Below are 22,597 nucleotides of genomic sequence, written 5' to 3'. Positions count from 1 at the left end.
CGGTCCGGTCGATGGCGATGCAGAAGGGGCGTATGTGATCGAACAGCACGCGCTAATGCGCCTCAACCGACACGAAGTTGGTGTGGTTCACGATTCAGATGAGATAGCACGGTTGCCAAGGCTGCATCGGCTCCGCCCATCCTTCCTGTTCTCTGTCCGTTCTCGATATAGTACACCAGCTGCGACGCGCGTAGGACCGGTGGAGCATGGCTGAAACCGAGATTGAATGGACTGACGCGACTTGGAACCCGGTCGCCGGCTGCTCGATCGTGAGCGCCGGCTGCAGTCATTGCTATGCGATGGACATGGCACGGCGTCTTGAAGCGATGGGCGTCGGTAAATACGCCGGACTCACACGGCGCAGCGGCCGGCGAACTATATGGCAGGGTGTCGTGCGCGAAGATCAGGCCGCCCTGGCGATCCCATACCGTTGGAGAAAACCGCGTAAGATCTTCGTCAATTCAATGAGCGACCTGTTCCATGAAGAGGTCAGCGACGCCTTTATCCAGGCGGTATGGCACGTCATGCGCGAGACGCCCCGCCATCACTATCAGATTCTCACCAAGCGCCCTGAGCGCATGGCAGCGGTGGTCAGCCGACTGATCGGTGAGGTGCTGCCCAATGTCTGGCTGGGCACCAGTATCGAGGATGCCGAGGTTGTGGAGCGCGTCGACCACCTTCGCGCGGTGCCGGCAGCCATCCGCTTCATCTCGTTCGAGCCGCTGATCGGGCCGGTCGGCGCGATCGATCTGACAGGGATCGATTGGGCGATCGTGGGCGGTGAAAGTGGCCGTTCAGCGCGACCGATCCGCGAGGCTTGGGTGGATGAGATCCATGATCAGTGCATCGCCTACGAGACAGCCTTCTTCTTCAAACAATGGGGTACTTGGGGCAAGGACAACAAGAAGCGGTCAAAGAAGGCGAACGGGCGCGAGTACCGTGGTCAGACTTGGGATGAAATGCCCAGCGGTTTCATAACCGCTTTATGATCAGCCCGAAAGCGACAGGATTGCATGGCCGAGAAACCTATAGTTGGGCGAGCGGGGCAGCGCTCGAGGAACACTCCCGACGCAAGCATAAGATCCTCCGCGAGTATTTCGCGCAGTATCTTGGCGTTCGCTGTCAGCTCCCTCAGCAGACCCAATTCCGGCTGGCGATCGTCGATGGTTTCGCGGGCGGTGGCCGGTACACCTGCGGCACGCCAGGTTCGCCGCTCATCTTCATTGAGGAGTCGCAGCGTGCAATCGACACCATCAACACGATGCGCGCGGCACAGGGCTTCGGCCTTGTGTCAATGGAGTGCTTGCTCGTGCTCAACGACCAGAGCCCGGCAGCGATCGACAGCCTGCGCGCCAACGTTGCGCCGCTTCAGGCCGAGATCGCAGACAACGTGCCCCGGCTTCATCTCCGCGTCGAATATCTGACCGAGAGCTTCGAGACGGCATACCCCACGATCAAGAAGCTGCTCGCACAGGGACGCTATCGCAACCTTATCTTCAACCTCGACCAATGCGGCCATAGCCACGTCGAGCGTACCACCCTTCTCGACATCATGCGGTCGAATCCTTCTGTCGAGATCTTCTACACGTTCGCTATCGAAGCGCTGCTCTCCTTCCTGCAGAAATCGGACCCGGTGCAGCTTGCCGCCCAACTTCGTCCGTTCGGGATCGAAGCTACCGATCTCGAGCAGCTTGAAGGGGCGATGAGCAAGAACCTGTGGCTTGGCGCCGCGGAGCGGCTTGTGTTTGAGACGTTCCGGACCTGCGCGCCGTTCGTAAGTCCATTCTCCATCAATAATCCGGGTGGATGGCGCTATTGGCTGATCCACTTCGCGAACATCTACCGCGCCCGAAAAGTATATAACAATGTGCTCCATCAGAACAGCACCACCCAAGCGCACTTCGGTCGGTCTGGGCTCAACATGCTGTCCTACGATCCGAGCCACGATGGTGGCGCGCTGTACCTCTTCGATCTCTCCGGTCGCGAAGAGGCCCGCAACCAGCTGCTCGTCGATATTCCGCGCCTGATCTCAGAGTCCGGCGATGTCATCGAAGTGGGGGATTTCTACGAGGGCATATACAACGCGACGCCAGCCCACACCGATGATGTGCATCAGGCGATAATCGAGAACCCTGATGTCCAGGTCATTACGCCTGGGGGCGGCGAGCGCCGCAGCGCGAACGCTATCGGTGTCGGAGACGTGCTGAAGCTCAAACGCCAGAAAAGCTTCTTTCCGATGTTTCTCAACGCGGGGGGAAACTAGGATCGGCCTAACCGGGAAGCTGATCGTCCACTGTTTCAGGCAAACGTCTACTGCTTTAGGGCGCGCCATGCACAGGCAGTTCCGTCCACCGTTTCAGGAAAACCTACATGAGGGCGCTTGCCACAGAGGGGCGTATCAGCCACAGCCGGCGAATGATGGCACAACGCCTCTTTGGAGTCGGAGTATGACCGTGCAAGTCGCCGTGACGGCTAGTGGGCGCATGAGCCTGCCCGCCGACATTCGGAAACGTCTGGGGCTCGCCAAGGGCGGCGCGGTCTATGTTGATGAGACGCCAGACGGCGTTGTTCTGCGGACGGCAGAGCAGGTCGTGGCGCACGCTCGCGCGCTGGCCAAGCAATACGACAAGGTGGAGGGAGGAAGCGTCGATGACTTCCTCGCCAACCGTGTGGCCGAGAGCGGACAATGAGCACGGTCGTATTGGACGCGTCGGCACTGCTGGCCCTGCTTCGCGGTGAAGCAGGCGGCAAGAAGGTCGAGGGCGCGCTCGCCGAAGCCCGCATGTCGGTGGTCAACATGGCCGAGGTCGCCTCGCACTATTCCAAGCTCGGGATGCCCGACGACGTCGTCAGTGCGATGCTCACGCCGCTGCCGATCACGCTGGTCGACGCGGACGCTGAGCAGTGCTGGGAGGCCGGCCGACTTCGGGGTCTCACCGTCGAGGCCGGGCTTTCGCTTGGCGATCGCTTCTGCCTCGCGCTCGCCAAGCGCGAGAAATTACCCGCCTGGACCGCCGACAAGAAATGGCGCGAGATCGCCGATGCGGCTGGCGTGAAGGTCGTCGCGATCCGCTAGGGGCACTTTCAAGCATGTTCGATCAGGAAATCTCAGTCACGTTCCTCAGCAAGGCCGCGGAGCTGCTGGCCGATACGAACTCGGGGCTGTCCGGGCCTCGGATCGTGTCGGCGATCAACGGTTATGGCGACAAGTGGGACGTGAGGGTTCCCCATCCTGCCTATCCGTTCGATGCGCCGAACAAGCGGACGGCGCTGCTCGACAGCTTACGCGCCTTCTCAGGACCGCAGCAGTTCATCATCATCGAAGAGCTCTGCCAGCACCATTCCTTCCCGATCGGGAGCCCGTCACAGGGGGAGCGGCAAAAGCTCCGGGCCGAGTTGTTCACGCGCTATGGCGAGCTTCGGCCGAACAAGGAGGTCAAGGAACTCGATGTGCCGCTCGTCGAAGAGGCGCGTCATTGGCTCCATGCTTACCCGAGCGCTCTCACACTCTTCGACGAGGCCAAGCTGAAATACGACGCCGGTATCTTTCAACGCAACCTGATCGATGACCTGCGGCTGGCTCTGGAGCTGCTCGTTAAGGCCGTACTCGACAGCAACAAGTCACTGGAGAACCAGGTCGGACCGCTAGGGGCGGCGCTGAAGGAGCGCGGTGCTTCGCCACAGTTCACGAACATGTTCCAGAAGCTCGTCGACTATTATTGCAAATATCAAAACGATCATGTGAAGCACGACGATAAGCTGCCCGAGCAGGAGGTTGAGTTCCTGTTCGAGATGACGGCGTCCTTTATGAAGCACATCGTCCGGGTCGTCGCCGTACAATGAGCGGGTCTGAGGTGACCGCGATAGAGGCCGCACAGGAGGCGGTGACCACGTTGGGTCTGCTGCGCGCTGAGGCGGCAACCACGATCGCCGCTCTCCTCGACCCCGAGACGCGCGAGCACCCCCGTGCGATCGCGACGGCGTATCGCAAGGCTGGAGAGCAGGTATTGGACAGCGAAAAACGAGCGCTCGGCCTCCGGAAAAATGCTTTTCTGTCCCAACCGGCGCTCGCGGAGATCACGCCGCTAGGCCTTGCCGACCCTTTGGGGGCGCACGAGGTGCCGTTGCTCAGGGCAACCTTCACCCTGATCCGTGGTCGACGGGTCGCCGAGCAAGGGGCTCTCGAAACACAGCTCGGCAACGCCTTCATCGGCTTTAAGCACGAGACCCTTAGTCGCGAGTGCCCAGCTTGCAATCGCCTGGACGGAAGGGTGACGCGCGGGCCTGATGCCGCAGTGCTGCCGCCGTCGGATTGCATCGCCGGCTGTACCGCGAATTACGGTATCCGGCCGAAGATCGACTATTTGGCCGATATCAACTGAGTGCCCTTCTGCTGACTGCCTTGCGCGGACGCCCTTGGAAGGATGGTACCAAATGGTAGCCATTCCCCTGGTACCATCTGGTACGCTGTCTATTTCATATCCGAAAGCACGAACTTAGAGAGTTCGCGACAGCCCGCGCCGTGTCTCGTCAGTGATCGTGTAGACCGCTAAGCGCTGGGCACCGCGATTATGATGGTCGACGCGGAACCCCTGATAGTGACGGCGGACGAACCCGACCTGGACCAGCTCGGACACCGCACGGCTTACGTTCGTCCTGCCTGACTTACGGATGCGCTGACGGACAGCCTCCGCTACCACCACCTCCGCCTCGTCGGCGCGTATGGGAAGTTGGCCGGAGGCGGCAAGCTCCGTGCGGATCTTGTCAGCCAGAGCGAGCCGACGCGGATCGCGGCGGGCTACGGGCGCCATCGCGTCGCAAAGCCAATCCCTGATCGGTATGCGGCGATCGCCCTCGCGAATGTAAGGGCCCGCCGATCCAGTGCGGGCGCTGGCCTGAGCGATCAGGTTCAGGACCATGAAGTTGTAACGTGGACGCTCACAGGCCGCCGTAAGCCGGTCCAGGATCGCGGGCACGTCGAGTTCTGGCGTGCGAGCCGGTCGCTCAGTCGGCTTGCCGAAGGTGCCGGCCGCGAAGAGATCAGGCTGGTACATGAGAACATTCCAAGCACAAGCGGCGCGCGATGTGAATCCTTCAGGTCGGTGGCGATGCACTTTGACCGGCGACGGCACTTTACCAGGGTCGGTGAAGTGCCGCTCGCGAGATCGGGAAGCGCTCTGACGCTGGCCCCGATCTACTGTCCTGTGCATAAGGGCGCGGGGATGAAGAGGTTAGGCGCGGCACCTGCCGGCCCGCACCGGGGGTGAAAGATGCGGCTTTTAGCCGCTGTCGGGAGAGCGCTTGGGCGTCGCGCTGCACTGAAGGATATGAAGGCAACCCCGTTCCGAGAGGCTTGCTCTCTCGCGATCAGCCAGAAGCTCGGTGATACAAAGCTGCGGGAGCATTGGTCCCCTGAGGCAGTGGAGCGGATCGCTGGCTGGCTCTGGCAGGAGTGCCTCGGCATCGAGGCGCATGAGAGTCCGCGCGCGCGCTGCCGTTACCTGTTGGTCGACCAAACCCTGGCCAGGGCCAAGTTCGAGGTCCTCATCATGGAGCCCGACCCCAATAAGAATGTCACAGGGTTCGTCGGAACCCAAGGTCTCACGGGAAAGCTGCACGCGCACATCGACGAGATCTTCCGCGCGGATGATGAACTGCGCGACATGACCGGCCTCCCGCTCAATGAGGTCGATTGGCAGAGCGCCAACGACATCGCAGTCATCATGATGTGGAAGACCTACTGGATATCGTCGGTTTTCAACGTCGCGCGTGTTGCCCTCCACGACAACGCCGCCGACAACGAACGCGATTGGTACAAGCCCTTCTTCCATGCCGCCTGCGTCGCGGCCGAGCATTTCACTCGTCAGAAGGTCGGGATGCCCCCGGCGATAGATGATGACGTGATCGCGCTCGCCTATCAGCAGTTCATGGAGTTCGCGCTGGGCGACGCCCCGTCGCCGCTCAAGGCATGGCGCGGGCATTACCGCGACTGGATCGAGAGCGGGCGACTGAATCCGCCCTTTGGTGCGGACTGAAGAGGTGAACCCGTTGGTGAAAGGCCTCCCCGAGAGCAGCGATGGCGCGGACATGGTCATGGCGTCGGAGTTGGCGCCCCGCCCCGCGCTTCTCACTTTTGGCTCGCTGCTCGACCTGGCCGGTATTGATCGCCGGCAGGTCCGGCTGCTCCGGCATCAGGATAATCGCTACACGGGTTTCCAATCGCCTTATGTCCTATGGCGTGACCACCGCGACCGGTTCGAGGCTTATCAGGAGACCCAGGCAATCGGCGACGCCGCCGATCTTCGAGCGCCGTTCTGGGCGTCCTTCGTCGGCGTGCCGGGCAAGGAGACGTTGTTCGTCGGGCTATACGCGGCTGAGCTGGTAGGCCTCCTGCCTCAGGATCGGCCGCACCCGGTCACCGGCGGAACGGAAGTCGCCGGCTCGTGCAACTTGTACCGTCTCGCATTCCGGGAAGAACTGAGCGAGTTTGCGGGTCGGCTTTGGATCGACTGGGGGAGAGGTTATCGAGCTTGGATCCAGCGCGGCGACAGAGTGCCCAAGCCGGTACTGGAGCTAAAGCGCACCTTCGGCGAGGACCCCTTCCCCGGGTTCGCCGCCCTAATCCTGAACCTGTCTGAGATCGAGACCATCCCCGCGGGCTGGGCGGAAGCGCTGCGGTCGACCAACGGGATCTATCTCCTCACGTGCCCGAAAACGCGGGAGCAGTATGTGGGAATGGCGTCGGGCGGCGAAGGCTTCCTTGGTCGTTGGCGGGAGTATTTTGCAACCGGTCATCGCGGCAATGTCGGCCTGCGAAGCCGCGAGCCGAGGGATTATCGCGTCTCGATTCTTGAGACGGTCGGCTCGGCCGCGACCCTGGCCGAGCTCCTGGCGCTCGAGAGCCGTTGGAAGGACAAGCTCCAGAGCCGGGAGATGGGTTTGAACCGCAACTAGCGGCTGGCAACCGCCTGACGGAACGCAATGTACGACCGGGCGGCGGTTTGAAGGCTGTGGATCCCTGCGGTAGCGATGTCTCCCGCCTTGCTTTCGATGCGGGCGGCGAGATGCTCGGGGCGACCGTCGACATGGTCCAGATCGCAGCCGAGCAGGGTCTCCACTCGCCGGCAGCGTGAGACGTAGTCGCCTGCAGCCCGCTTCGACAGCGGGCGGCCGCCGGGGCCAACATGGGAGCTTTCGAGGAAGCGGCGGAAGTGTTCGTCTCTCACGAGCGCCGCTATGCACGTCGCGCAACCCGCCGTCACGAGGTCCCATGTCCGAGCTGTCGATGCACTCCCTTCACTCGACGTTGCGCGAGCGCATCGTGGAACACGTCTTCGTGGGGGAAGCGCTCCGCACGCTCTGGAGGCGGGGTGTGACCGACGTCGAGGTGCTCAGATCGGAGTTCGACGCGCACGGCTACGACCTGGTCATGGCTCGCGGGCAGATCGTCCGACATATCCAGTTCAAGACAGGTGTGCGCCAGAAGCCAGCACCCGTATCGGTCGGCCGGGCGCTTGCCGACAAGCCGTCCGGATGCGTCATCTGGATCTCTGTGTCGCTCGGTCTCGACCTTGGCCCGTTCTGGTGGTTTGGAGCGGTGCCGGGTGGGCCGCTTCCGGATCTATCGTCCTTCGCCAGCCCGAAGCGGATCGGGCGACGCGAGACCGGAGAACGCCCGCTGCGCGTCAATCACTCGAAGGTGCCGGCATCCAAGTTCCGCCGTGTCGAGACGATCAGCGAGGTGCTAGAGCTGCTCTTCGGAGACCTGCCATCCGGCGCGCCCCCGGCGGTGCTCGATGAGGATACCGGCACTCCGGAGTAGGTCAGGCCTGACCGCGACGGCCGGTGATCCTCTCTGCCGCCTCGTCAAGCTTCTCGCGGTCGTTGCCGATATCCGCGATCAGATCGCGGGCCTGCTCGGCACTTAGCCCGTGCTTCTGCGCGAAGTATTCGATCTCGTAGGGCTCGCTGCCTGACACGCGGCTGCGATCGCGGCCATCCTGCTTCGTCTTGTCATCTGCCATGTTGGCGTCCTGTTCTGACTGGAAGGAACGAACGCCGGCAATGTTGCAAAGCTCCAAGCGAGGAGTCGGAACGAGTCTCGGCCGCGAGCGATTCCTCCCGGTGAAGCGCTTCAAACCGCCTCTGTCGAGAGCCGACCTCAATGCCCTTCCGGTGACCGCACCGGACATGGCCGAGGCGGAGCATTTCATCACCTGCCCGGAGTGCGGCCAGGCGATCGACTGCCGGCAGCTCGGCGACGTCCTTCACCACGACGAGCCGGGACACGAGCCCATCGTCGACACGCCCCTCCCCGCGCTCTCCTTCATCGAACCGATGTTGCCGACCCTGGTCGACGATCCGCCGGTAGGTGACGGCTGGATTCACGAGATTAAGTACGATGGCTATCGCACCCAGATAGTTGTCGATCAGGGGCAGGCGCGAGCCTACACCCGCAACGGTCACGACTGGTCAGAGCGATACCGGCCGTTGCTCGCCGCGATCGAGGCGCTCGGTGTCGACCGCGCGATCATCGATGGCGAGGTGATCGTGCAGGACGAGGAGGGCCGGAGCGACTTCGCCGCTCTCCGGACGGCAATCGGCCGGGAACCCCACCGGCTCGTCTTCATGGCCTTCGACCTGCTCCACCAAGGAGCGACAAACCTTAGACCCTTGGCGGTCGAGCAGCGACGCGAACGCTTGGAGGAGCTGCTGGGGGCCAACGATCCAGCAAGCCCGGTCCATTTCAGCGCGCATGTCGGTGGCGACGGTGCAGACTTCTTCGCCGCTGTCGACCGCCTCGGCCTCGAGGGCATCGTCTCGAAGAAGCGCGGTTCTCGTTACCTCAGTGGCCGGGCGCGAAACTGGCTGAAAGTGAAATGCTGGACGGAAAGCGACTTCGTGGTGGTGGGTACGGAGGTCACTCCCGGCGAGCCGGTCGCCGCGCTGCTGGCTCGAGAAACCGAGGATGGGTTGGAGTAGGCTGGCGGCGCGGCGGTCACCCTTCCGGCCTACGCCAGGGAGCAGTTCTATCGCGCGACCGAGGAGCTAGCCCGCGCGCGTCCGCTGCCCTGCGCGCCGCGGTCGAAGAAGGCGCGTTGGCTGGAGCCTCGCCTACGTGTCCGCGTCCGACATCTGAAAGGAAGCGACAAGGTCCGGCACGCTACAGTCGTGGGCCTGGCCGGGGCGGCCCGGTAGCCGCCATCTCGCGTCATATTGGCACGGTCTGGATGTTGGCCACACTTTAACCTCGAATGGTAATTGCGGCTTTCACCCACTTCGAGGCATAGCCGCGCGCCAAGCGAGGGGCGGTGTGCCGATCGGATGACGCTTCGTTCATTCCGTCGTTATGCTGCCTGCGTCAAACCCATGGTATGGTCGCTTCGGCGCCTGATGGGTTTCGATCGCGAGTGTAGGTTGGCAGTCTCGGGGGGGACGGTGATGTCAACCAGGCGTACTCGTTTCGTTGCGGGGGGAGGCTTTTCCTCAAGGCGTGGAAACCGGCCGTGAGCTCGAGAGGGCTCGCGGCAGGATGTGTGTCAAATTGTGAACGAGGGCGAACCTTCCAAATGCGCAGGCTGCAACTTGATCGCTCTCGTATTAGACTGAGCCAAAATAAGCGGAGTCGGGTCGCCTAGGGAGAGGTCGGGTGGCGACAAAGACTGAGAGGGCCTACCTTTTTCTCCGGCGCAAGATTCTCGATCTTGCCGTGGCGCCGGGCTCAAAACTGCGGACTGGCCAAATCCAGGAGCGGTTGCAGATGACTCGCCCGCCCGTCCTTGATGCATTGATCTGGCTGCAAGCGGAAGATTACCTGCAGAACGATCATAATCAGATCTTCTACGTCAAGGACTGGACTGCTGAGGACATCAAGCAGACCTATGAGGTCAGGGCGATGTTTGCGGAACATGCCGCGCTATGCTGGAGCCAGCGGTCGGACGACCTATGTCTCGCAAAGCTCCACGCCGCAGTCTGCGCCGGCATAGACGCTCTCAAGCGCGACCCGTTCGATCCCGAGGAGTTGACCCTCAGTCTCCGCACGTTCGATCAGGCGTTGGTCGACTTGCAAGGGTTGAAGCTACTCGCGAAACTCAACCGCCAGGTGACAGCGCCGGCGCAGTTCCGCCGTACCGTCAGGATGCTGAATAAAGAGAACTTCAGCGAAGCGCTGCTCGGCCGTCGGCGTCTCCTTGAAGCGATCACCCGGCGCGATGTGAGCTGGGCGCGCTCGATCGCGCGCGCGATGATGCTTTTCCTCCAGTACCGGCATCTCGAAGGCCTGGAGGCGCACTCCGGGCGCTATATGGAGGATTGGCTCAATGCAGACGACCTCCCACCGATCCACCGCGATGTGGTCTGGGGCGAAGGCCGGCCCGATCTGGAGAACAGTACCCTCGCTACCCTCCGTCCGAAGGCCTTCTAAGCCTCCCGCGGTTGGAAGGCGTTCGGAAAGCGAGCGCTTATCGCGTTGATGCCGGAGCACGCTATTTCGGCCAGGGCCTCGCCCCCTAGCGCCTCAATGGGGCCGTCGCCGACCCATGCCACAGATAGGCGCCAGTGGTACGACCCGGCTTTGAAGATGGGGTCTAACAGCAGGTCCTCTCGTAGGGCACTCGTCCAACGGCGTGGTCGCCCCGCGCTTGTCGACCTCAACGAGCTGGTGGAGCACCGCCGGCGGACCCGGCCAGAGGAACCAGGCGATTCCTCCCGCGTCGACCGACGCTGACAGAGATCCTTTGTCGAACTGTGCGCTCATGATGGACTACCACTCGCGCTGCCGGTCGGTGAGCGTCTTGGGTTTCGGCCGCTTGCGGCCCGATGCGCCGGCAATGGTCTGTGCGACAGGAACAAAGGAGACCGGCCGAACGCCGTCCTTGGTCGGTAAGCGGGCTAGATCGTACAGACCGTCCGAGTAGCGCTCTGCCATGAGTTGCACGACCTGCCCCGGCATGGCGTCGTAGGGACGAAGCCAGAAGACCCGCTCGGCTTTCAGCGCCCGACGCATCTTCATCAGGTTGCGGGCCAGCCTTGGCATGTTCTGGTCGTGGGCGCCGAGCCCGATCACGACCAACTTGAACTCGGCCCCCGGCGCCGGCCACGACAGCGCCTCGCTACTGGTCGCGCCTCGGTGAGCCTGGACGGCACAGGGACCGATCATGCCGATCAGCGCCGGCGCGGTGCCGGCGATCGTCTCGTCTCCGACAAGCAGGCATGGCGGGGTCTTCGGTGCCGCTGCGATCGGCGAGGCGGTCAACAAGGCAAGCGTGGCAGCTAAGAGGCGTTTCATGGTGGTCCCCGTCTGAGAGGAGGCTTCGGAGTGCGATGAGCCGCGCCGGTTCACGGGCGTGTCCGAACCCTGCCGAGGCCGGCACCTGGTCCGAACCGCCGGATGTACGTCCGGACGCGGGCGATGCTGCGAAGAGCATGGAGGGCAGCGATAGCGCTCATTACGGCGGCACCAATCACCGCCTGCGGCAGGTAGGTGACAGCCAGAAGAGGCACGTTTAGCGGGAAGGCGAGGTCCGGCAGCCGGGTCGGATCGATGTCGAAAAGCCGCCGAAGATACAGCCCGGCCAATCCCGATCCGAGCGGGGCGAGCGAGACGTAGAAGAGCACACGGGCGAAGGCGGCCTCATCGCGAAGAACCTGTGTTGTCGGATTGTCCATGTTCGGTTCCCTTTCACGGCGGTTCAGAAGGCGGTGACGAGTTCGACGTGTCGGCCGGCGAGTGCTGGCGTGGCCGGCGATGCGGCGGTTGGCGCGGGCGGAGCCACGACAGTCGCGCCCGGACGAGCGGGCGGGAGGGGCAGCGCCGCGATCGCGCGGGCGACAGCGACGTAGTTGGCAGGGTGCAGTCTGTCCCGGGAAGGAAAGCTGGCGAGGTCGACGGTGGCATCTCCGTGCGCGTCCGCAACCTTACCGATCGCCGCGCTGGCGGCTCGGTCGTATGGTCTCAGCCAGATGACGCGATCGGCATGGACCGCGCCGCGGAGTAACGCCAGGTCGCGGCTCAAGCGTGGGCTGCCGGCATCGTTAGACCCGGAGCCGATCACGGCGACCCGGTAGGATCCGGCCGGAGCTTGCCATCGAAGGATGGTCGACGTTGCCACACCTTCCCTCGCCTGGACGTCGCACGCGACGCCCAAGCTCGCTCGAATGGCCTCGGCGGTGCCGACGATCGTGGAATCGCCGACGAGAAGGCAGGATGCGGGCCGCGCGCCACTGAGCGGGCGCGCCTTCGCGGAGCTCGCGATCGCCGCGACGGTGACGAAGCGCAGGAGCAACCTCACAGGTCGAACTCAATCTGACGGCCACGGGACTCGCCGTCGTCGATGTTCTTCTCCAGCTCGGGCTTTGCGCTGCTGCTCGTGTCGGGCGCGGGGGGCTTGGAAGTTGCGGCGGCTGGCGCCGGCGCCAGCCCGCTCGCACCCGTCTGTTTCCCGGGATCCTTCGCCTGAGCCTGCTGGAGGCCGGTGGAGCGCTCGCCTGCCACTTCTGGCGCCTTGGGAGGCGTAGCGCTCTCCAGGCCACCAGCAGGGGCCTGTGCGGCCCTCTGTGCGGCGTCGGCCGCATCGAAGAAGGCAGCCGCGGCTTGGTCCCAATCGCTTGCCTTTTCGACCGGCTGCGATCGGGGTGAGCTGTTTGCTCCCGAAGGGCTGTCCGGGCCGGCTGCTGCTGGGCTCTTGCTGCTGTCCCGTCCGGGCACCTCCCCGATCACCTCAAGAGCGGACGTCTTGTCGCCCGTGTTCTCTTTGACGATGCGAAGGTAACGATCCTTGTCGTCCATGACCGGAATGAGGCTCTCTCGAACGCGAGTGGCGGCAACGAGGAGGGCGCGCTGCGTGACCAGCTTCGTGTTTCGGCTGTCCAGCATCGCGATCGCGTGCGTGTCCGTCTTGCCCTGCAGCATGTGGACGTTCTGCGAGTAGGCGAGATCGATCCGCCGCAGCATCGGATCGCTCAGCGCCAACTTGATCTGGTTGCCGGCGCCGATGTCCAGCGTGACGCTGTTCTTATCGAAGTCGACCACGCGGGCCTGCTGTGCGGTCCAGATACCGCGGTCTTTGTCCGTGCTGCCGAAGCGGATGCGGTCGCCTTTATGGAGAGTCAGCTCACGCTTTTGATAAACATCAACCGGCGACGGCTTGGACGTGTCGGGAATGATCTTCTTCGGCTGAAACTGCTTTGTGCGGCCCAAGCGGGACATTTGCAGCGACACCGTTCCCGCTGCCTTGTCGACGCTGGCGACCGTATACTCGCCCTGCCAGAGCCCGCTGCTGCGGATTTGGCGGTTCACTACGACAGTCTGCCCCTGCTTGTAGCTGCCCGGGTAGCGGATCTCCTCCTGGGTGAAGCTCTCCCGGTCGAGAATCTCGACCTTGATGGACTCCTTGCTAAGCACTCCTTCGGCGAGGAGCCCTTGTTGAACCAGCGCGTTCGCCTCGGCCTTGAGGACGCGGCCGTCGGCATAGAGCCCAGTTTGCTCGCGCATTTCCGGTGACAGCGCGAGCCAAGCCTTGGTGGCCGTCTCCGCGATGTTGTCGGGTGCGATCACGACATAGGGGCTGAGCGCCGTAAAGGCGCGCTCGGGGTGCCGGTCATAGAGGTGGAAGTTCACCCGCTTCATGTTGTCCGTAGTGGCGCGCAGGTTTTCCGGCATGTGCGCCGTCTCAAGTCCGAGGCGCTGCATCACCTCGAAGGGTTTACCCGCCGAGATGGCGCCAAGCTGCCGATCGTCGCCCATGTTGGGCATCCGGACCTGCAGCAGGTTCACCAATTGGTTGAGTTTGAGCTGGCTGGTGTTCGACGTCATCGAGCCTTCGTCGATGATGAACACGGTGTCCTTGTAGGCATCCCGGGCCTTGTCGATGCGGGCCTGGTCGGTGCCGGGCTCGAGGAGATGCTGGTGGGAGCCGATGAAGCTGTCGATGGTCCGAGCCTCGATCCCCGCCTCTTTCGTGCCCTGAACAAGCTCGTTCATGAACGACATGACGACGAGTGTCTTTCCCTCCTCGCGCAGCACGTCCCTGAGAGGAAGCAAGGCGGTCGACTTGCCGGCGCCGGCGACGCCTTGGATCGCGATCACACGATCGCTGGTCGAGAGGACCTGGCGTCCGGCCGCGAGCTGCCCTTCGTTGAGCTCGAAGCCGTGGACCTTCATCGCGGCCGCTTGAAGCCGCGTCTCCGCAACATCGGGTGCCATGAGCGGCTGGCCGGCCCCTGCCCCGGCATTCGCCTCCCGCATGATCGCGCGCTCGATCGCGATCGACTGGGCGGTGGTCATGTAGCCCTCGTATTTGCCGACGCCCCGGAACACGACCTTCTGATCGACCAGCTCGTTGACCCGCCGCTCGACGCCATCGATCGAGACGCCCGGCAGGTCGAAGTTGAGGGCCGTCCGGTAGATGTCATGGACCGTAAAGCCCGCTTCGCGCTCCGAGAGGTGTCTGATTGCCGACGCGACGGACTGCGCTGTCGCCAGCTTCTCCGGCGTCACGGGCCATTGCGACCGCGCCAAAGGCATCAACGGGTCGGCCTTCTCCATGCCGAGCCGCTCGGCAAAAAACGCTGCGATCGCTTTCGCGCGCGCGCCGACTGCATTCAGGCCAGCAACGGCCGCGGCCCAAGGCGCGGCTCGCGGCGTCGCGGGATTCACCGCCCGCTCAACGATACCCGCGAGGTCGGCGCCCAGCCCAGAGGCCTTGTCGCGCCAATCCTGATAAAGCTGGCGCCGATCCTCTACCTCCGCCTTGTCCTCGCGCGTGAGAAGGGTTTGAAGGTTTCGCTGTTCCGGCGTGACGCGACGCTCGCCGATCGCCGCCAGGATCTGCTCCCGCCGGGTGGAGAAGGCCTTGAGGGTTTCGCGCCCGATACCAGAGATCTCGAACGTGCCGTGCTTGCCGCTGAGTTCCGTTGTGAACCCAAGCGCGGCGACCTTGTTGCGCAGGCTCGCATGATAGATCGCGCCAACCAGCGTGTTGGCGGCCCATAATGCGCGGTTGTCGAGCGCTCGCCAACGGCCGTCCTGATCGCGGGTGGCGTTGGCGAACACGGCATGGCTGTGGAGCTGCGGCTCCTGCTCCCGGTTCGTGTCGTGAAGGAAGAGACCGATGATGAGGTTGCCGGTCTTCACCTGCCGCGTGACCCCGTCCGGACCGACGATGCGGGCTTCGGCAAGGTTTCGCTCGGCCCAGCCCATCGCCTCCTTCACCGCCTGCTGGTGGGCTTCGACCAGCCGCTTGTCGCCGGCGACGAGCGCGAGCAGCGAGACGCTCTTGGGGGCCGAGAAAGTGAAGTCGGAGCCGAAAGCGCGCTTGCCATTCGCGCCCGATGGAATGACCGAGCCGTCCGGCATTTCACCCTCGAGGACGGCCCTGAAACTCTCCTGCGTCGGCGCGCCGGTCAGGCCAGCCTGGAACGCCCCGGCCCCGATCCACTCGCTGGCCTCGGTTGCCGCCTCACTGGTGTAGTAATTGTCCGCTGCGAAGTATTTCGCGGAGCCGCCTGCCGAGCGGACTGGCGCCATCGAGAGCATCAGTCACCGATCCCCATCGAGTCCGCCAGTCCGTCAGGGATTGGTGGCTCGCCGTGGTGATCGTGATGATGGTGGTGCTCGGCCTCCGCCTTGGTGACGAAGGCGAGCCGCAGCTCCTGCTGCGACAGGTCGGCGTCGTTTGGCCCCTGCAGCTTGCCGATCGGAGGCCGCCCAGGAAGCACCACTTGCGTGCTGTCGCCGCCCCCGCCCTGCACGACTTCGGCCGAGCCGGAAGCGCCGCCCTGGCGGCGGGCCGTGACGCCCGGCTCAACTGCCTCTCCGGACCCATCGCCGACCGGGCGGCCGTCGACGGACTCGGCCTGTGGGACTGGCGGCATCGATGTGGTTGGTAACCGTGCGTTGAGCCACGCAGCGGCGTTCTCCACGCCCGCCTCGCCCTGCTCGTCGGTCTTCTCGCGCGCCGGCTCAAGCACCTTTTCCTGCCGCGCTGAGCCTCCCTCGGCCGGCGGATCGACGGGGATACCTTGGCCCCCATCAGAATTGTTTGCGGCAGGAGCGCCCTCCCCCTTCTTCCCCGCGCCTGACCCGTCCTCGGCCGCCGCTGCCGGCCCCTCGGCCGGCGGCGATATCTCAGGCGGCAGGGAGATCACGCGCGGCACGAAGCCGTCGGCAATCCGGGGATAGTCGACATACTCCAGGCGGACCGCCGCTGCCGGGAAGCCGGACGGAAACTTGAGATACCCGTGCAGGTTCTCGAGGTTCATGATGTCGTCGGGCAGGACGAGCGGCTCAAGGTTGCGGCGCGGCGTCAGCGTGACGGCGTCACGCAGGTTATCGTAGCCGTAGCTGTAGCCCTCCTCCATCTCGCGGAACTGGCGGTGGCCGATGCTGTCGGACTCGAAGACGGCAGTGGGCCGATCATCCGTTGCGAGGAGGAGCTTGGTGCGCGCCAGGGACGCGAGCGTCTGGGCGACGTTCTGGCCGTAGGTCTCGGCAAGCTTGCCGAAAGCGTGGACGCCAAGGACGATCGCGCCGCCGTAGTTTCGAGCGGTCTGCAACCCCTTCTCCAGAGCCGACAAGCGATGCAACGCACCCAGCTCGTCGACCAGGAACCACATACGAACGTCGCGGGTCTTCGGCATCGTCATGAGGGTGTTGAGGCCGGTGTCCATCCACGTCGTCAGCATCGTCCGAGCGACTGCCATGTCGACGTAGCGAGACGACAGAAACAGGATGCCCCCCGAGCCATCGTCGTCCATCATCCAGGTCTTGATCGAGAAGGACGGCCCCTCGTCTGGGAGGAGCCTGATCGGCTTGGCATTGGTGTTCAGAACTGCGCGCACGGACTCCGCCATGCGGGCCGCTTCCGGCGCCGTGATTGGGTCGGCAAGGGTGCGTTCGACGAGCTTGTGAACGTGCTTCAGGTCGGCCGTCATCAGCTCGCGGTAGAGCGCTCCATTGGTGGTCCGCCCCTCAGCCTTCAGCTTGAGGCAGGTCTCCACTCCAAGCATTCGCGCGGCCTGTACCCAGAAGGGGTCGCTGCCGCCCCCATCGTGGGGGACGAGAGCCTCCCAAGCGGTCGTGAACTCGGCCTCGGTGTCGCACTCGTTGAAGATCGACCATTGCGGGCAGCGGGCGTCCAGCGGGTTCAGGATGACGTCGCGTTCTTCGTCGTAGAAGCGTTCGATGAAGGCGCCCGTGAGGTCGAAGATGACGGCCCGGTGATTGCGTTGGCGTATCTGGCTGACGAGTGAGGAAAGCTCCACGGTCTTGCCCGTCCCGGTCGTGCCGATGAGCATCGCGTGGCTCTGCTCTAGACGGTATGGAAACGGGATGCCGGCGATCTCATAGGGTCGGTAGATGCCTGCCGCGTCGAGCTCAGCTTTGGTCGCGAGGCGGCTCTGGAGCGGCCAGGTCTTGCCGAACGCCGCCTTCATATCCTTCGAGCGCTGGGGTCGATTGCGGGCGTCCACGAGCCGCTTCAGATCCGAGTAGGTGGCGAGTTGCGCACCGCCGATATGGTCGCGCTGCTTGGCCTTGCTGCCGAAGCGAACGGCGTACCAATAATAGCCGACGAAGAGGGGGACGAGCGCGAGCACGACGACCCAGAAGGCGCGCCACAGGGCCGCCGTCGCCTCCGCCCACGCGAACTCCATGGGCGGGTAGTCGAGCACCGATCCCCACGTCAGACGGGTGGTCCCTCCGGTGCTGTTCTGGATGTTGACGGCCTTGTCCGGATCGAACTGGAACCAGTGATAGATGCTGGCCTCAAGGTGCATCAGGGCGAGGTATTGCGTGTGCTCGGTCAGCATGGTCGAGCAGTGCCACCAGGCCGACAAGGCGAGGCTGATCCCGGCGATCCAGAGCGGGAGCTTGAAGCCCGCCGCGAACATCATTCCGAAGTTCTCGAGGAGCTGGCTTCCCCGGGTGAAGTTCTTCAGGTTCCGCTTCATTGCCGGACCTCCATGACGGGGGTAGACTCGATCTGGCTTGCGATGGCTTTCTGGATCCGAAGGACTTCGTCACGGATGCCCTCACGAGGGTGGTGGCGCAGGAGCGCGTCCATCGCGACGTGGATAAAGCGAAGTGACTTTTCGAGGTTCTGGATGGTCAGCGGCTCGCCGTGCAACGCGCGGTCGATCAGCTCGCGGACGATGTCGCTTCGGGTGGTCTTTTCCCGGTCTGCGAGCGCGTGAAGGCGCGCGTTCATGGCCGGCGTTAGCCGGACCGACAGGAAGACCTCTTCAGATCGTTTGCCCATATACAGCCTTGGCGTTGCGCCGGGCTGCCTGGATCGGACCTCGTAAAGCGGGTTCTAGATAACACAGGAGCGTCCAGGGGTTCAACGTCCTTTCCGGCGGTGGTTAGACAGGATGTGTGACGACTTGTCCTCGGCCCGTGTGACGTGTGACAAAATGTGTGACACGGTGCCGGAAGTTGCTAGCTCCAATTAGTCCCGGATTTCCGGAACGTTAGAGCACTTCTACACCGCTGCACCGCTGCATAAGGTGTGCCCCTTCTAGGGCTCCTAGAGATGGCCCCGAGTGTGTGTGGGTCGGGATTTCCGTGGGTGGCGTGTCGGGCCGGGTCTCCCGCAGGAACGAGCCCGGCCGGAGCGCTCTCCGGCCCCTGTGAGCGGCAACGATCGGTGCCGGTGTGAGCGGTCTACCGGGCCGTCGCGAACACGCGGAATGGGTCTCAGCCGGGTTCTGGAGCGGCGTTCGCAAGCCGACCGTCTCGGCGCCTCTGGACGGCCAATGGAGCGGTCGCTGGCATGAGAATAGGTCCTCAGTACGCGGCGCAAATGGCGCGTTCACGCGCCTCTCATGACCCATTGTCGGACGGCCCCGATGGAGGCATGATCGACGAAGATTTCGGGAGACGATCCATGGCGGAAAGTGCGGTGAAGCGGCTGGCGAAACTGCGGGGCGAGCGCGACGCCTTGAACGCTCGCGAAGCCGAGTTGAAGCGCGAGGCTGCGGGCGAAATCGGGGCCGCGTTGATCCAAGCCGGAGCGGATGCGCTGGACCCGGCGAAGCTTGTGAAGATCGTTCGCCAGATCGTGCAGGTGGGCGAGGATGAGGCGCTGAAGCGCCTCGGTGCGAAGGCCTGAATGTCCGCGCCGGACGGGCTTGGTCCGGTGCCTGCGATTGAGGCTGTCGAAGCCGAGATCGCGGCGGTGATGGCGGACCCGTCGGTCCGCGATCCCGTGAAGCGTTTCTTGCGCGAAGCGGTCCAGCGAGATCCGCTGGACGCAGCGGCCGATGCCGCCCTCGCGGCGAGGCTTCTCGACCGGCGCGCGCGATCGATCCTCGGCGAAGCCGGGAGCGATCTCGTACCCTTCTAAGGGCGGCTGACGGCCTGCCGGAGGCGCTCGGACAAAGCGCTCTCGTCGTCCAGTTCCTTGGTCTCGATCTCGATCACCGGTGCGCGCAAGCGCATCCGGGGGATCGTCACTTCCTTCGACCGGCGATAGCTCTCCGTATCGTATCCGAGCAGCTCGAGGTTGAGCAGCCGGCGTCGGTTCGTGCGTCGGTCGAGGATGCCGATCATGAAGTCAGGCCGGCATGGCCCGAGATCGGTCTCCAGGTCGAACACCGGCTTCTTGATCCGGGTCGAGATGCCCTGGGCATCGAGGTCCCATTGCAGCTTCATGAGGAGCTGCATGAGGTCGCGCTCGGCGTTCGAGTCTACGGGTGAGAAGTGCCGGCCGTCCTGGACCGGCTGGGCGTAAGCACGGACCGGGGCGTAGCCACGGGCCTGTGCGTGCTCGCCGATCGCGACCAAGACCAGATAGGGGCCGCGCTCCACGCGTTTGGCGGCGGGCTTGACGATGTCGGAGGCGACGATGATCGGGTCGCCCTCGGCGAGGACGATCTCGCGGCGTGTGACCGAAGGGGCAAAGACGGCGAGGAAGGCCTGCGGCTCATGGTCGGCCGGCCAGTCCTTCGCGGCCTTGCGAAGGCGCGCGTAGATGCGCTGGCTCCGGAAGTCGTTCGGGTGGGTGTAGAGGTGGCTCGCAAGCGGCGTCTTGGGGGCGATCCAGAGGTCGCGAGCTGCTTCGCGCAAACGGTCGTATTCGTGCTGGATGGACGGCCTTGGCCGGTGTTTTATCGCGCCGATGACGTTCGTCTCGGCGTCGTCGATGAGCTGCCAGAGAAGGCGCGCAAGGCGTGGCGTGGAGCCACCTCGCACGCGGTTATCGTCCGCGTCGCTGACCGGCTGTTGGGCAAGGTGCTCCCCAAGCGGTTTCAATGCCGCGAAGTAGCCATCGACGGGCGTGAGGGGCTTCGCGTCGTGCTTGCGCTGCTCGCGTTCAAAGGCGGCCTGGTCGCGGAAAAAGGGGCAGTCGGGCAGGTGTTCGGGACGGCCCTCGCCCGTCAGACGGCGAAGGTAAAAGGTCTCGGCCTCGGAGAGATACGCGGGCGACAAGAGGGGCGGACGCTTGTCCGATCCGAGGCAATCGCAGGCGAGCCATCGCTCGAACATCTTGGCCCGGTGGACGAGCATGACGCCGATCTTCTCGTCGGTCTCTGAGCCCTTCCCGACGTACCACCGGATGAGCGCGGCAAGCATGTCGGCCGGCACCTCTTCGCGGTGCCGTTCGGTCCCATCGTGAAGTTTGTCCACGAGCCACATGACGGGCGGAAAGCTATCACGATCCCGAGCGGATTGGCACCGAAATAGCGCCGTCAAGGCGCTGCGATCGGCGACGGGACCGGCGAGCGAAGCGAGCCTGGTTCCCTGAGCCGATCGCGCCTGATCGATCACAAAAAAAGGGCCTGCGGTTGCCCGCTGGCCCGTCGCGCGATGTGAAGAAAGAAGGGGACCGAAGTCCCCTCCTGTGGCCTACTTCAGAAGCTGAGAGTAAGCGGTCAACGCCGTCCCGATCACCGCGCACGTCGCGACGACGCCGGTCATGATCTGAAGGTAGAACTTGAGACCGTCGATCGAGGCCTTTACCCCGTCGAGCTTGCCCTCAAGCGCCTTGTTTGCGTCTCCAACGGCCAAGTCGATGTGCCTTTCAAGTGCGTTCACAACGCGCTCTGCATCGTCGTCCGACACGTTAGCGTTTTTCAGTGCTCTAAACAATATCACGTTCATGATGTTCCTCCTTTGTCTCGAAGTGACGGAGGTCATCCGAGCCACAGTCGGAGGCCGGGTCAGGGACGCGCGGCGCCAGCCGCGCGCCGCGAAGCGGGCGACGGGGGAGCCAAAATGCACAGCATTTTGGGGGGACCGTCGATCCTTGACGCGGCCGAGCAGTGGATCACAATGGGCCGACAATGAGAGAGAAGCCCACCACCCTCGCCCATGGCGCCTGGGCGGGCTCGATGCCCGCTCAGGCGCCTTCCCGGCCGAGGCGTAGCGAGGGGAGGCCGAATGGCCGTACCGAAGCGAGCGAGCGGCCGGATGGCGTCAGCGTCGGTTCGGCCGTTCGTTGCGGAAGTAATCGTCGATATCCTCGCCGGCCGCCTCGCGCAGCGTGCGCAGCTCGGGGCGGGTCAGCTTCCCGTCCCGCCACGCGATCTCGTAGGAACGCGCGCCTCTCGGACCGGCGCGGGCGAGGATAACGGCGTCCTGCTCGGACAGGGGATCGACCGGCGCGAATTGCCACCAGCAGGCCGCCATGACGGCGCCGACGAGGGCCCCCATCAGGAGATAGGGCGAGCGATCTCGTGCGGTGCGTGGCTGGCGCATGGTGTCTCCGGATGGGGGTATAGTGCGGCAAGAGACCGCGACCGTGAAGGGTCGACAGATAGGGTCACCAGCGATCCGCGTCGGCGGTCGCGGCGTTAGCCGCGCCGCTGGACGGGGATGCGCGGAGCGGGTGGTGGCACGACGACGTGAGCGAGCTCGGTCGGCTCGCAGCGCTGGCGGGTGAGTTCGGCCCGGCCCCAAGGGATCAGTTCTTCGGGCGTCAGCGTCTCCTTGAGGAGCAGCTCGGTAAGTTCGTCACGACCCGTTCGCGTCAGGTCCATGTCGATGACGCGACCGAGCCACTGTGCGTTCACCGCGAGGGGTAGCCTTGTTCCCTTTCGGACCCGATCGGTGACGGCCCACACGCCGACCAGGAGCACGACGCCCGCGGCGAGGTAGTGCGTGCCGCTGGCGAGGATGGTGCCGGAGGTCAGGACAAAGAGGGCGATAAGGCGCAGGGTGTGAGCGTCAGCGAGCGCCCGGCGCCGACGAAGCCCGCGCGCCGCAATCAGCGGGTCGATCAGTGCCGCGAGTCTGGGGTCCTCGGCCATCTCGGCAAGGTAGGCGTTCCGGCAGCTCGTCGCCAGTTCAGCCGAGCAGCGGCGAGCGCGGGCGCGAGCCCTGCCGCTCGCGGTCAGCGATCAGCCGGTCGCGGTGGCTGCGAGCCTCGGCGCTGTAGTGGCTTGCCAGGTCTATGATGTGGTCGACGTCTTGGCATTCCTCGTAGTTGGTGCCGATCCAGATGACGTCGGTCGTCTCGTCGGTGTCGGCGTCAACGTGGAGGAGCTGGAGAAAGTAGGTCGCGAGCGGCGCGTCCCACCCGATCGCAAGATCGGTGGCGACGCGTGCGGCGAGGGTCTCCGGAGTGAGGGGAAGCTCGTAACGGCTCATGGTGATTGC

General features: G+C 64.3%; 27 protein-coding genes. 13 read left to right on the top strand and 14 right to left on the bottom strand.

What is annotated here, in order from left to right; translation table 11 throughout:
* Positions 1-206 precede the first annotated feature (206 nt).
* From B7L05_RS16175 to B7L05_RS16150, 6 genes are all read left to right on the top strand, one after another.
* Positions 207-989 (top strand): DUF5131 family protein, encoded by a 783-nt coding sequence (locus tag B7L05_RS16175; RefSeq protein ID WP_085811331.1) that lies wholly within the window; start codon positions 207-209, stop codon positions 987-989.
* The gene (locus B7L05_RS16170; protein WP_085811330.1) at positions 986-2,263 is read left to right on the top strand and encodes a three-Cys-motif partner protein TcmP; all 1,278 of its coding nucleotides are present in this window, start codon (positions 986-988) and stop codon (positions 2,261-2,263) included. Before B7L05_RS16175 ends, B7L05_RS16170 begins: the two co-directional genes overlap by 4 nt.
* Before the next feature lie 184 nt (positions 2,264-2,447).
* A complete protein-coding gene (locus B7L05_RS16165; protein WP_085811329.1) occupies positions 2,448-2,690 on the top strand; it encodes an AbrB/MazE/SpoVT family DNA-binding domain-containing protein in 243 nt (80 codons plus the stop codon).
* Positions 2,687-3,076, top strand: a complete 390-nt coding sequence (locus tag B7L05_RS16160; RefSeq protein WP_085811328.1) for a type II toxin-antitoxin system VapC family toxin — start codon at positions 2,687-2,689, stop codon at positions 3,074-3,076. The genes B7L05_RS16165 and B7L05_RS16160 overlap by 4 nt, the downstream gene beginning before the upstream one ends.
* Positions 3,077-3,090: 14 nt before the next feature.
* Positions 3,091-3,843, top strand: coding sequence for a hypothetical protein (locus B7L05_RS16155; protein ID WP_085811327.1), 753 nt, complete (start codon positions 3,091-3,093; stop codon positions 3,841-3,843).
* An 11-nt stretch (positions 3,844-3,854) separates the two neighbouring features.
* The gene (locus B7L05_RS16150) at positions 3,855-4,382 is read left to right on the top strand and encodes a hypothetical protein (protein WP_144037344.1); all 528 of its coding nucleotides are present in this window, start codon (positions 3,855-3,857) and stop codon (positions 4,380-4,382) included.
* 114 nt (positions 4,383-4,496) lie between these two features.
* Here the strand turns inward: B7L05_RS16150 and B7L05_RS16145 are convergent, their stop codons facing one another.
* Positions 4,497-5,054, bottom strand: a complete 558-nt coding sequence (locus B7L05_RS16145; protein ID WP_085811325.1) for a hypothetical protein — start codon at positions 5,052-5,054, stop codon at positions 4,497-4,499.
* Positions 5,055-5,327: 273 nt separating this feature from the next.
* Between B7L05_RS16145 and B7L05_RS16140 the strand changes: the two genes are divergently transcribed.
* The gene (locus tag B7L05_RS16140; protein WP_144037343.1) at positions 5,328-6,035 is read left to right on the top strand and encodes a hypothetical protein; all 708 of its coding nucleotides are present in this window, start codon (positions 5,328-5,330) and stop codon (positions 6,033-6,035) included.
* A gap of 16 nt (positions 6,036-6,051) precedes the next feature.
* Positions 6,052-6,954 carry a GIY-YIG nuclease family protein gene (locus tag B7L05_RS16135; protein WP_307718273.1) on the top strand — a complete coding sequence of 301 codons (903 nt, stop codon included), beginning with the start codon at positions 6,052-6,054 and terminating at the stop codon, positions 6,952-6,954.
* Here the strand turns inward: B7L05_RS16135 and B7L05_RS16130 are convergent.
* Entirely contained in the window at positions 6,951-7,226 is a 276-nt protein-coding gene (locus tag B7L05_RS16130) for a hypothetical protein (protein WP_144037342.1), read from the bottom strand. The genes B7L05_RS16135 and B7L05_RS16130 overlap by 4 nt on opposite strands.
* Before the next feature lie 44 nt (positions 7,227-7,270).
* Between B7L05_RS16130 and B7L05_RS16125 the strand changes: the two genes are divergently transcribed.
* On the top strand, positions 7,271-7,822 hold the full coding sequence (locus B7L05_RS16125; protein WP_085811322.1) for a hypothetical protein: 552 nt from the start codon (positions 7,271-7,273) through the stop codon (positions 7,820-7,822).
* A 1-nt stretch (position 7,823) separates the two neighbouring features.
* Here B7L05_RS16125 and B7L05_RS17785 read toward each other — a convergent pair whose 3' ends face one another.
* Entirely contained in the window at positions 7,824-8,138 is a 315-nt protein-coding gene (locus tag B7L05_RS17785) for a DUF3606 domain-containing protein (protein ID WP_256926804.1), read from the bottom strand.
* Between B7L05_RS17785 and B7L05_RS16115 the strand changes: the two genes are divergently transcribed.
* Both B7L05_RS16115 and B7L05_RS16110 read left to right on the top strand, forming a co-directional pair.
* A complete protein-coding gene (locus B7L05_RS16115) occupies positions 8,125-8,982 on the top strand; it encodes an RNA ligase family protein (RefSeq protein ID WP_179187251.1) in 858 nt (285 codons plus the stop codon). The two genes, B7L05_RS17785 and B7L05_RS16115, sit on opposite strands and share 14 nt — an antisense overlap.
* Positions 8,983-9,649: 667 nt before the next feature.
* Positions 9,650-10,423, top strand: coding sequence for a GntR family transcriptional regulator (locus B7L05_RS16110; RefSeq protein WP_085811319.1), 774 nt, complete (start codon positions 9,650-9,652; stop codon positions 10,421-10,423).
* Positions 10,424-10,762: 339 nt separating this feature from the next.
* Here B7L05_RS16110 and B7L05_RS16105 read toward each other — a convergent pair whose 3' ends face one another.
* Genes B7L05_RS16105 through B7L05_RS16080 form a run of 6 tightly spaced genes read right to left on the bottom strand, consistent with a single transcriptional unit; the run spans position 10,763 to position 18,257 of the window.
* Entirely contained in the window at positions 10,763-11,287 is a 525-nt protein-coding gene (locus B7L05_RS16105; RefSeq protein ID WP_085811318.1) for a hypothetical protein, read from the bottom strand.
* 50 nt (positions 11,288-11,337) lie between these two features.
* On the bottom strand, positions 11,338-11,667 hold the full coding sequence (locus B7L05_RS16100) for a hypothetical protein (RefSeq protein ID WP_085811317.1): 330 nt from the start codon (positions 11,665-11,667) through the stop codon (positions 11,338-11,340).
* Between the two features lie 23 nt (positions 11,668-11,690).
* Entirely contained in the window at positions 11,691-12,284 is a 594-nt protein-coding gene (locus B7L05_RS16095; RefSeq protein WP_085811316.1) for a hypothetical protein, read from the bottom strand.
* A gap of 2 nt (positions 12,285-12,286) precedes the next feature.
* The gene (gene mobF / locus B7L05_RS16090) at positions 12,287-15,535 is read right to left on the bottom strand and encodes a MobF family relaxase (RefSeq protein WP_085811315.1); all 3,249 of its coding nucleotides are present in this window, start codon (positions 15,533-15,535) and stop codon (positions 12,287-12,289) included.
* Positions 15,535-17,949 carry a type IV secretion system DNA-binding domain-containing protein gene (locus tag B7L05_RS16085; protein ID WP_085811314.1) on the bottom strand — a complete coding sequence of 805 codons (2,415 nt, stop codon included), beginning with the start codon at positions 17,947-17,949 and terminating at the stop codon, positions 15,535-15,537. The genes mobF and B7L05_RS16085 overlap by 1 nt, the downstream gene beginning before the upstream one ends.
* Entirely contained in the window at positions 17,946-18,257 is a 312-nt protein-coding gene (locus tag B7L05_RS16080) for a ribbon-helix-helix protein, CopG family (RefSeq protein WP_085811313.1), read from the bottom strand. Before B7L05_RS16080 ends, B7L05_RS16085 begins: the two co-directional genes overlap by 4 nt.
* Before the next feature lie 597 nt (positions 18,258-18,854).
* On the opposite strand from B7L05_RS16080, the gene B7L05_RS16075 reads away from it, so the two are divergent.
* Both B7L05_RS16075 and B7L05_RS16070 read left to right on the top strand, forming a co-directional pair.
* On the top strand, positions 18,855-19,109 hold the full coding sequence (locus tag B7L05_RS16075; RefSeq protein WP_256926803.1) for a DUF6437 family protein: 255 nt from the start codon (positions 18,855-18,857) through the stop codon (positions 19,107-19,109).
* A complete protein-coding gene (locus tag B7L05_RS16070) occupies positions 19,110-19,343 on the top strand; it encodes a hypothetical protein (RefSeq protein WP_085811311.1) in 234 nt (77 codons plus the stop codon).
* Here B7L05_RS16070 and B7L05_RS16065 read toward each other — a convergent pair.
* From B7L05_RS16065 to B7L05_RS16045, 5 genes are all read right to left on the bottom strand, one after another.
* On the bottom strand, positions 19,340-20,635 hold the full coding sequence (locus tag B7L05_RS16065; protein ID WP_085811310.1) for a hypothetical protein: 1,296 nt from the start codon (positions 20,633-20,635) through the stop codon (positions 19,340-19,342). The genes B7L05_RS16070 and B7L05_RS16065 overlap by 4 nt on opposite strands.
* Before the next feature lie 210 nt (positions 20,636-20,845).
* Positions 20,846-21,100, bottom strand: coding sequence for a hypothetical protein (locus tag B7L05_RS16060; RefSeq protein ID WP_144037340.1), 255 nt, complete (start codon positions 21,098-21,100; stop codon positions 20,846-20,848).
* A 315-nt stretch (positions 21,101-21,415) separates the two neighbouring features.
* Positions 21,416-21,697, bottom strand: coding sequence for a hypothetical protein (locus tag B7L05_RS16055; RefSeq protein ID WP_144037339.1), 282 nt, complete (start codon positions 21,695-21,697; stop codon positions 21,416-21,418).
* A gap of 95 nt (positions 21,698-21,792) precedes the next feature.
* On the bottom strand, positions 21,793-22,248 hold the full coding sequence (locus B7L05_RS16050) for a hypothetical protein (RefSeq protein ID WP_085811307.1): 456 nt from the start codon (positions 22,246-22,248) through the stop codon (positions 21,793-21,795).
* A 37-nt stretch (positions 22,249-22,285) separates the two neighbouring features.
* Positions 22,286-22,588, bottom strand: coding sequence for a hypothetical protein (locus B7L05_RS16045; protein ID WP_085811306.1), 303 nt, complete (start codon positions 22,586-22,588; stop codon positions 22,286-22,288).
* Positions 22,589-22,597: the final 9 nt, after the last annotated feature.

The organism is Sphingomonas sp. TZW2008, assembly GCF_002117915.1.
Taxonomy (GTDB): domain Bacteria; phylum Pseudomonadota; class Alphaproteobacteria; order Sphingomonadales; family Sphingomonadaceae; genus Sphingomonas.
Note: the sequence above shows the minus strand (reverse complement) of the source record. Positions and strands in the feature narration are given on the sequence as shown.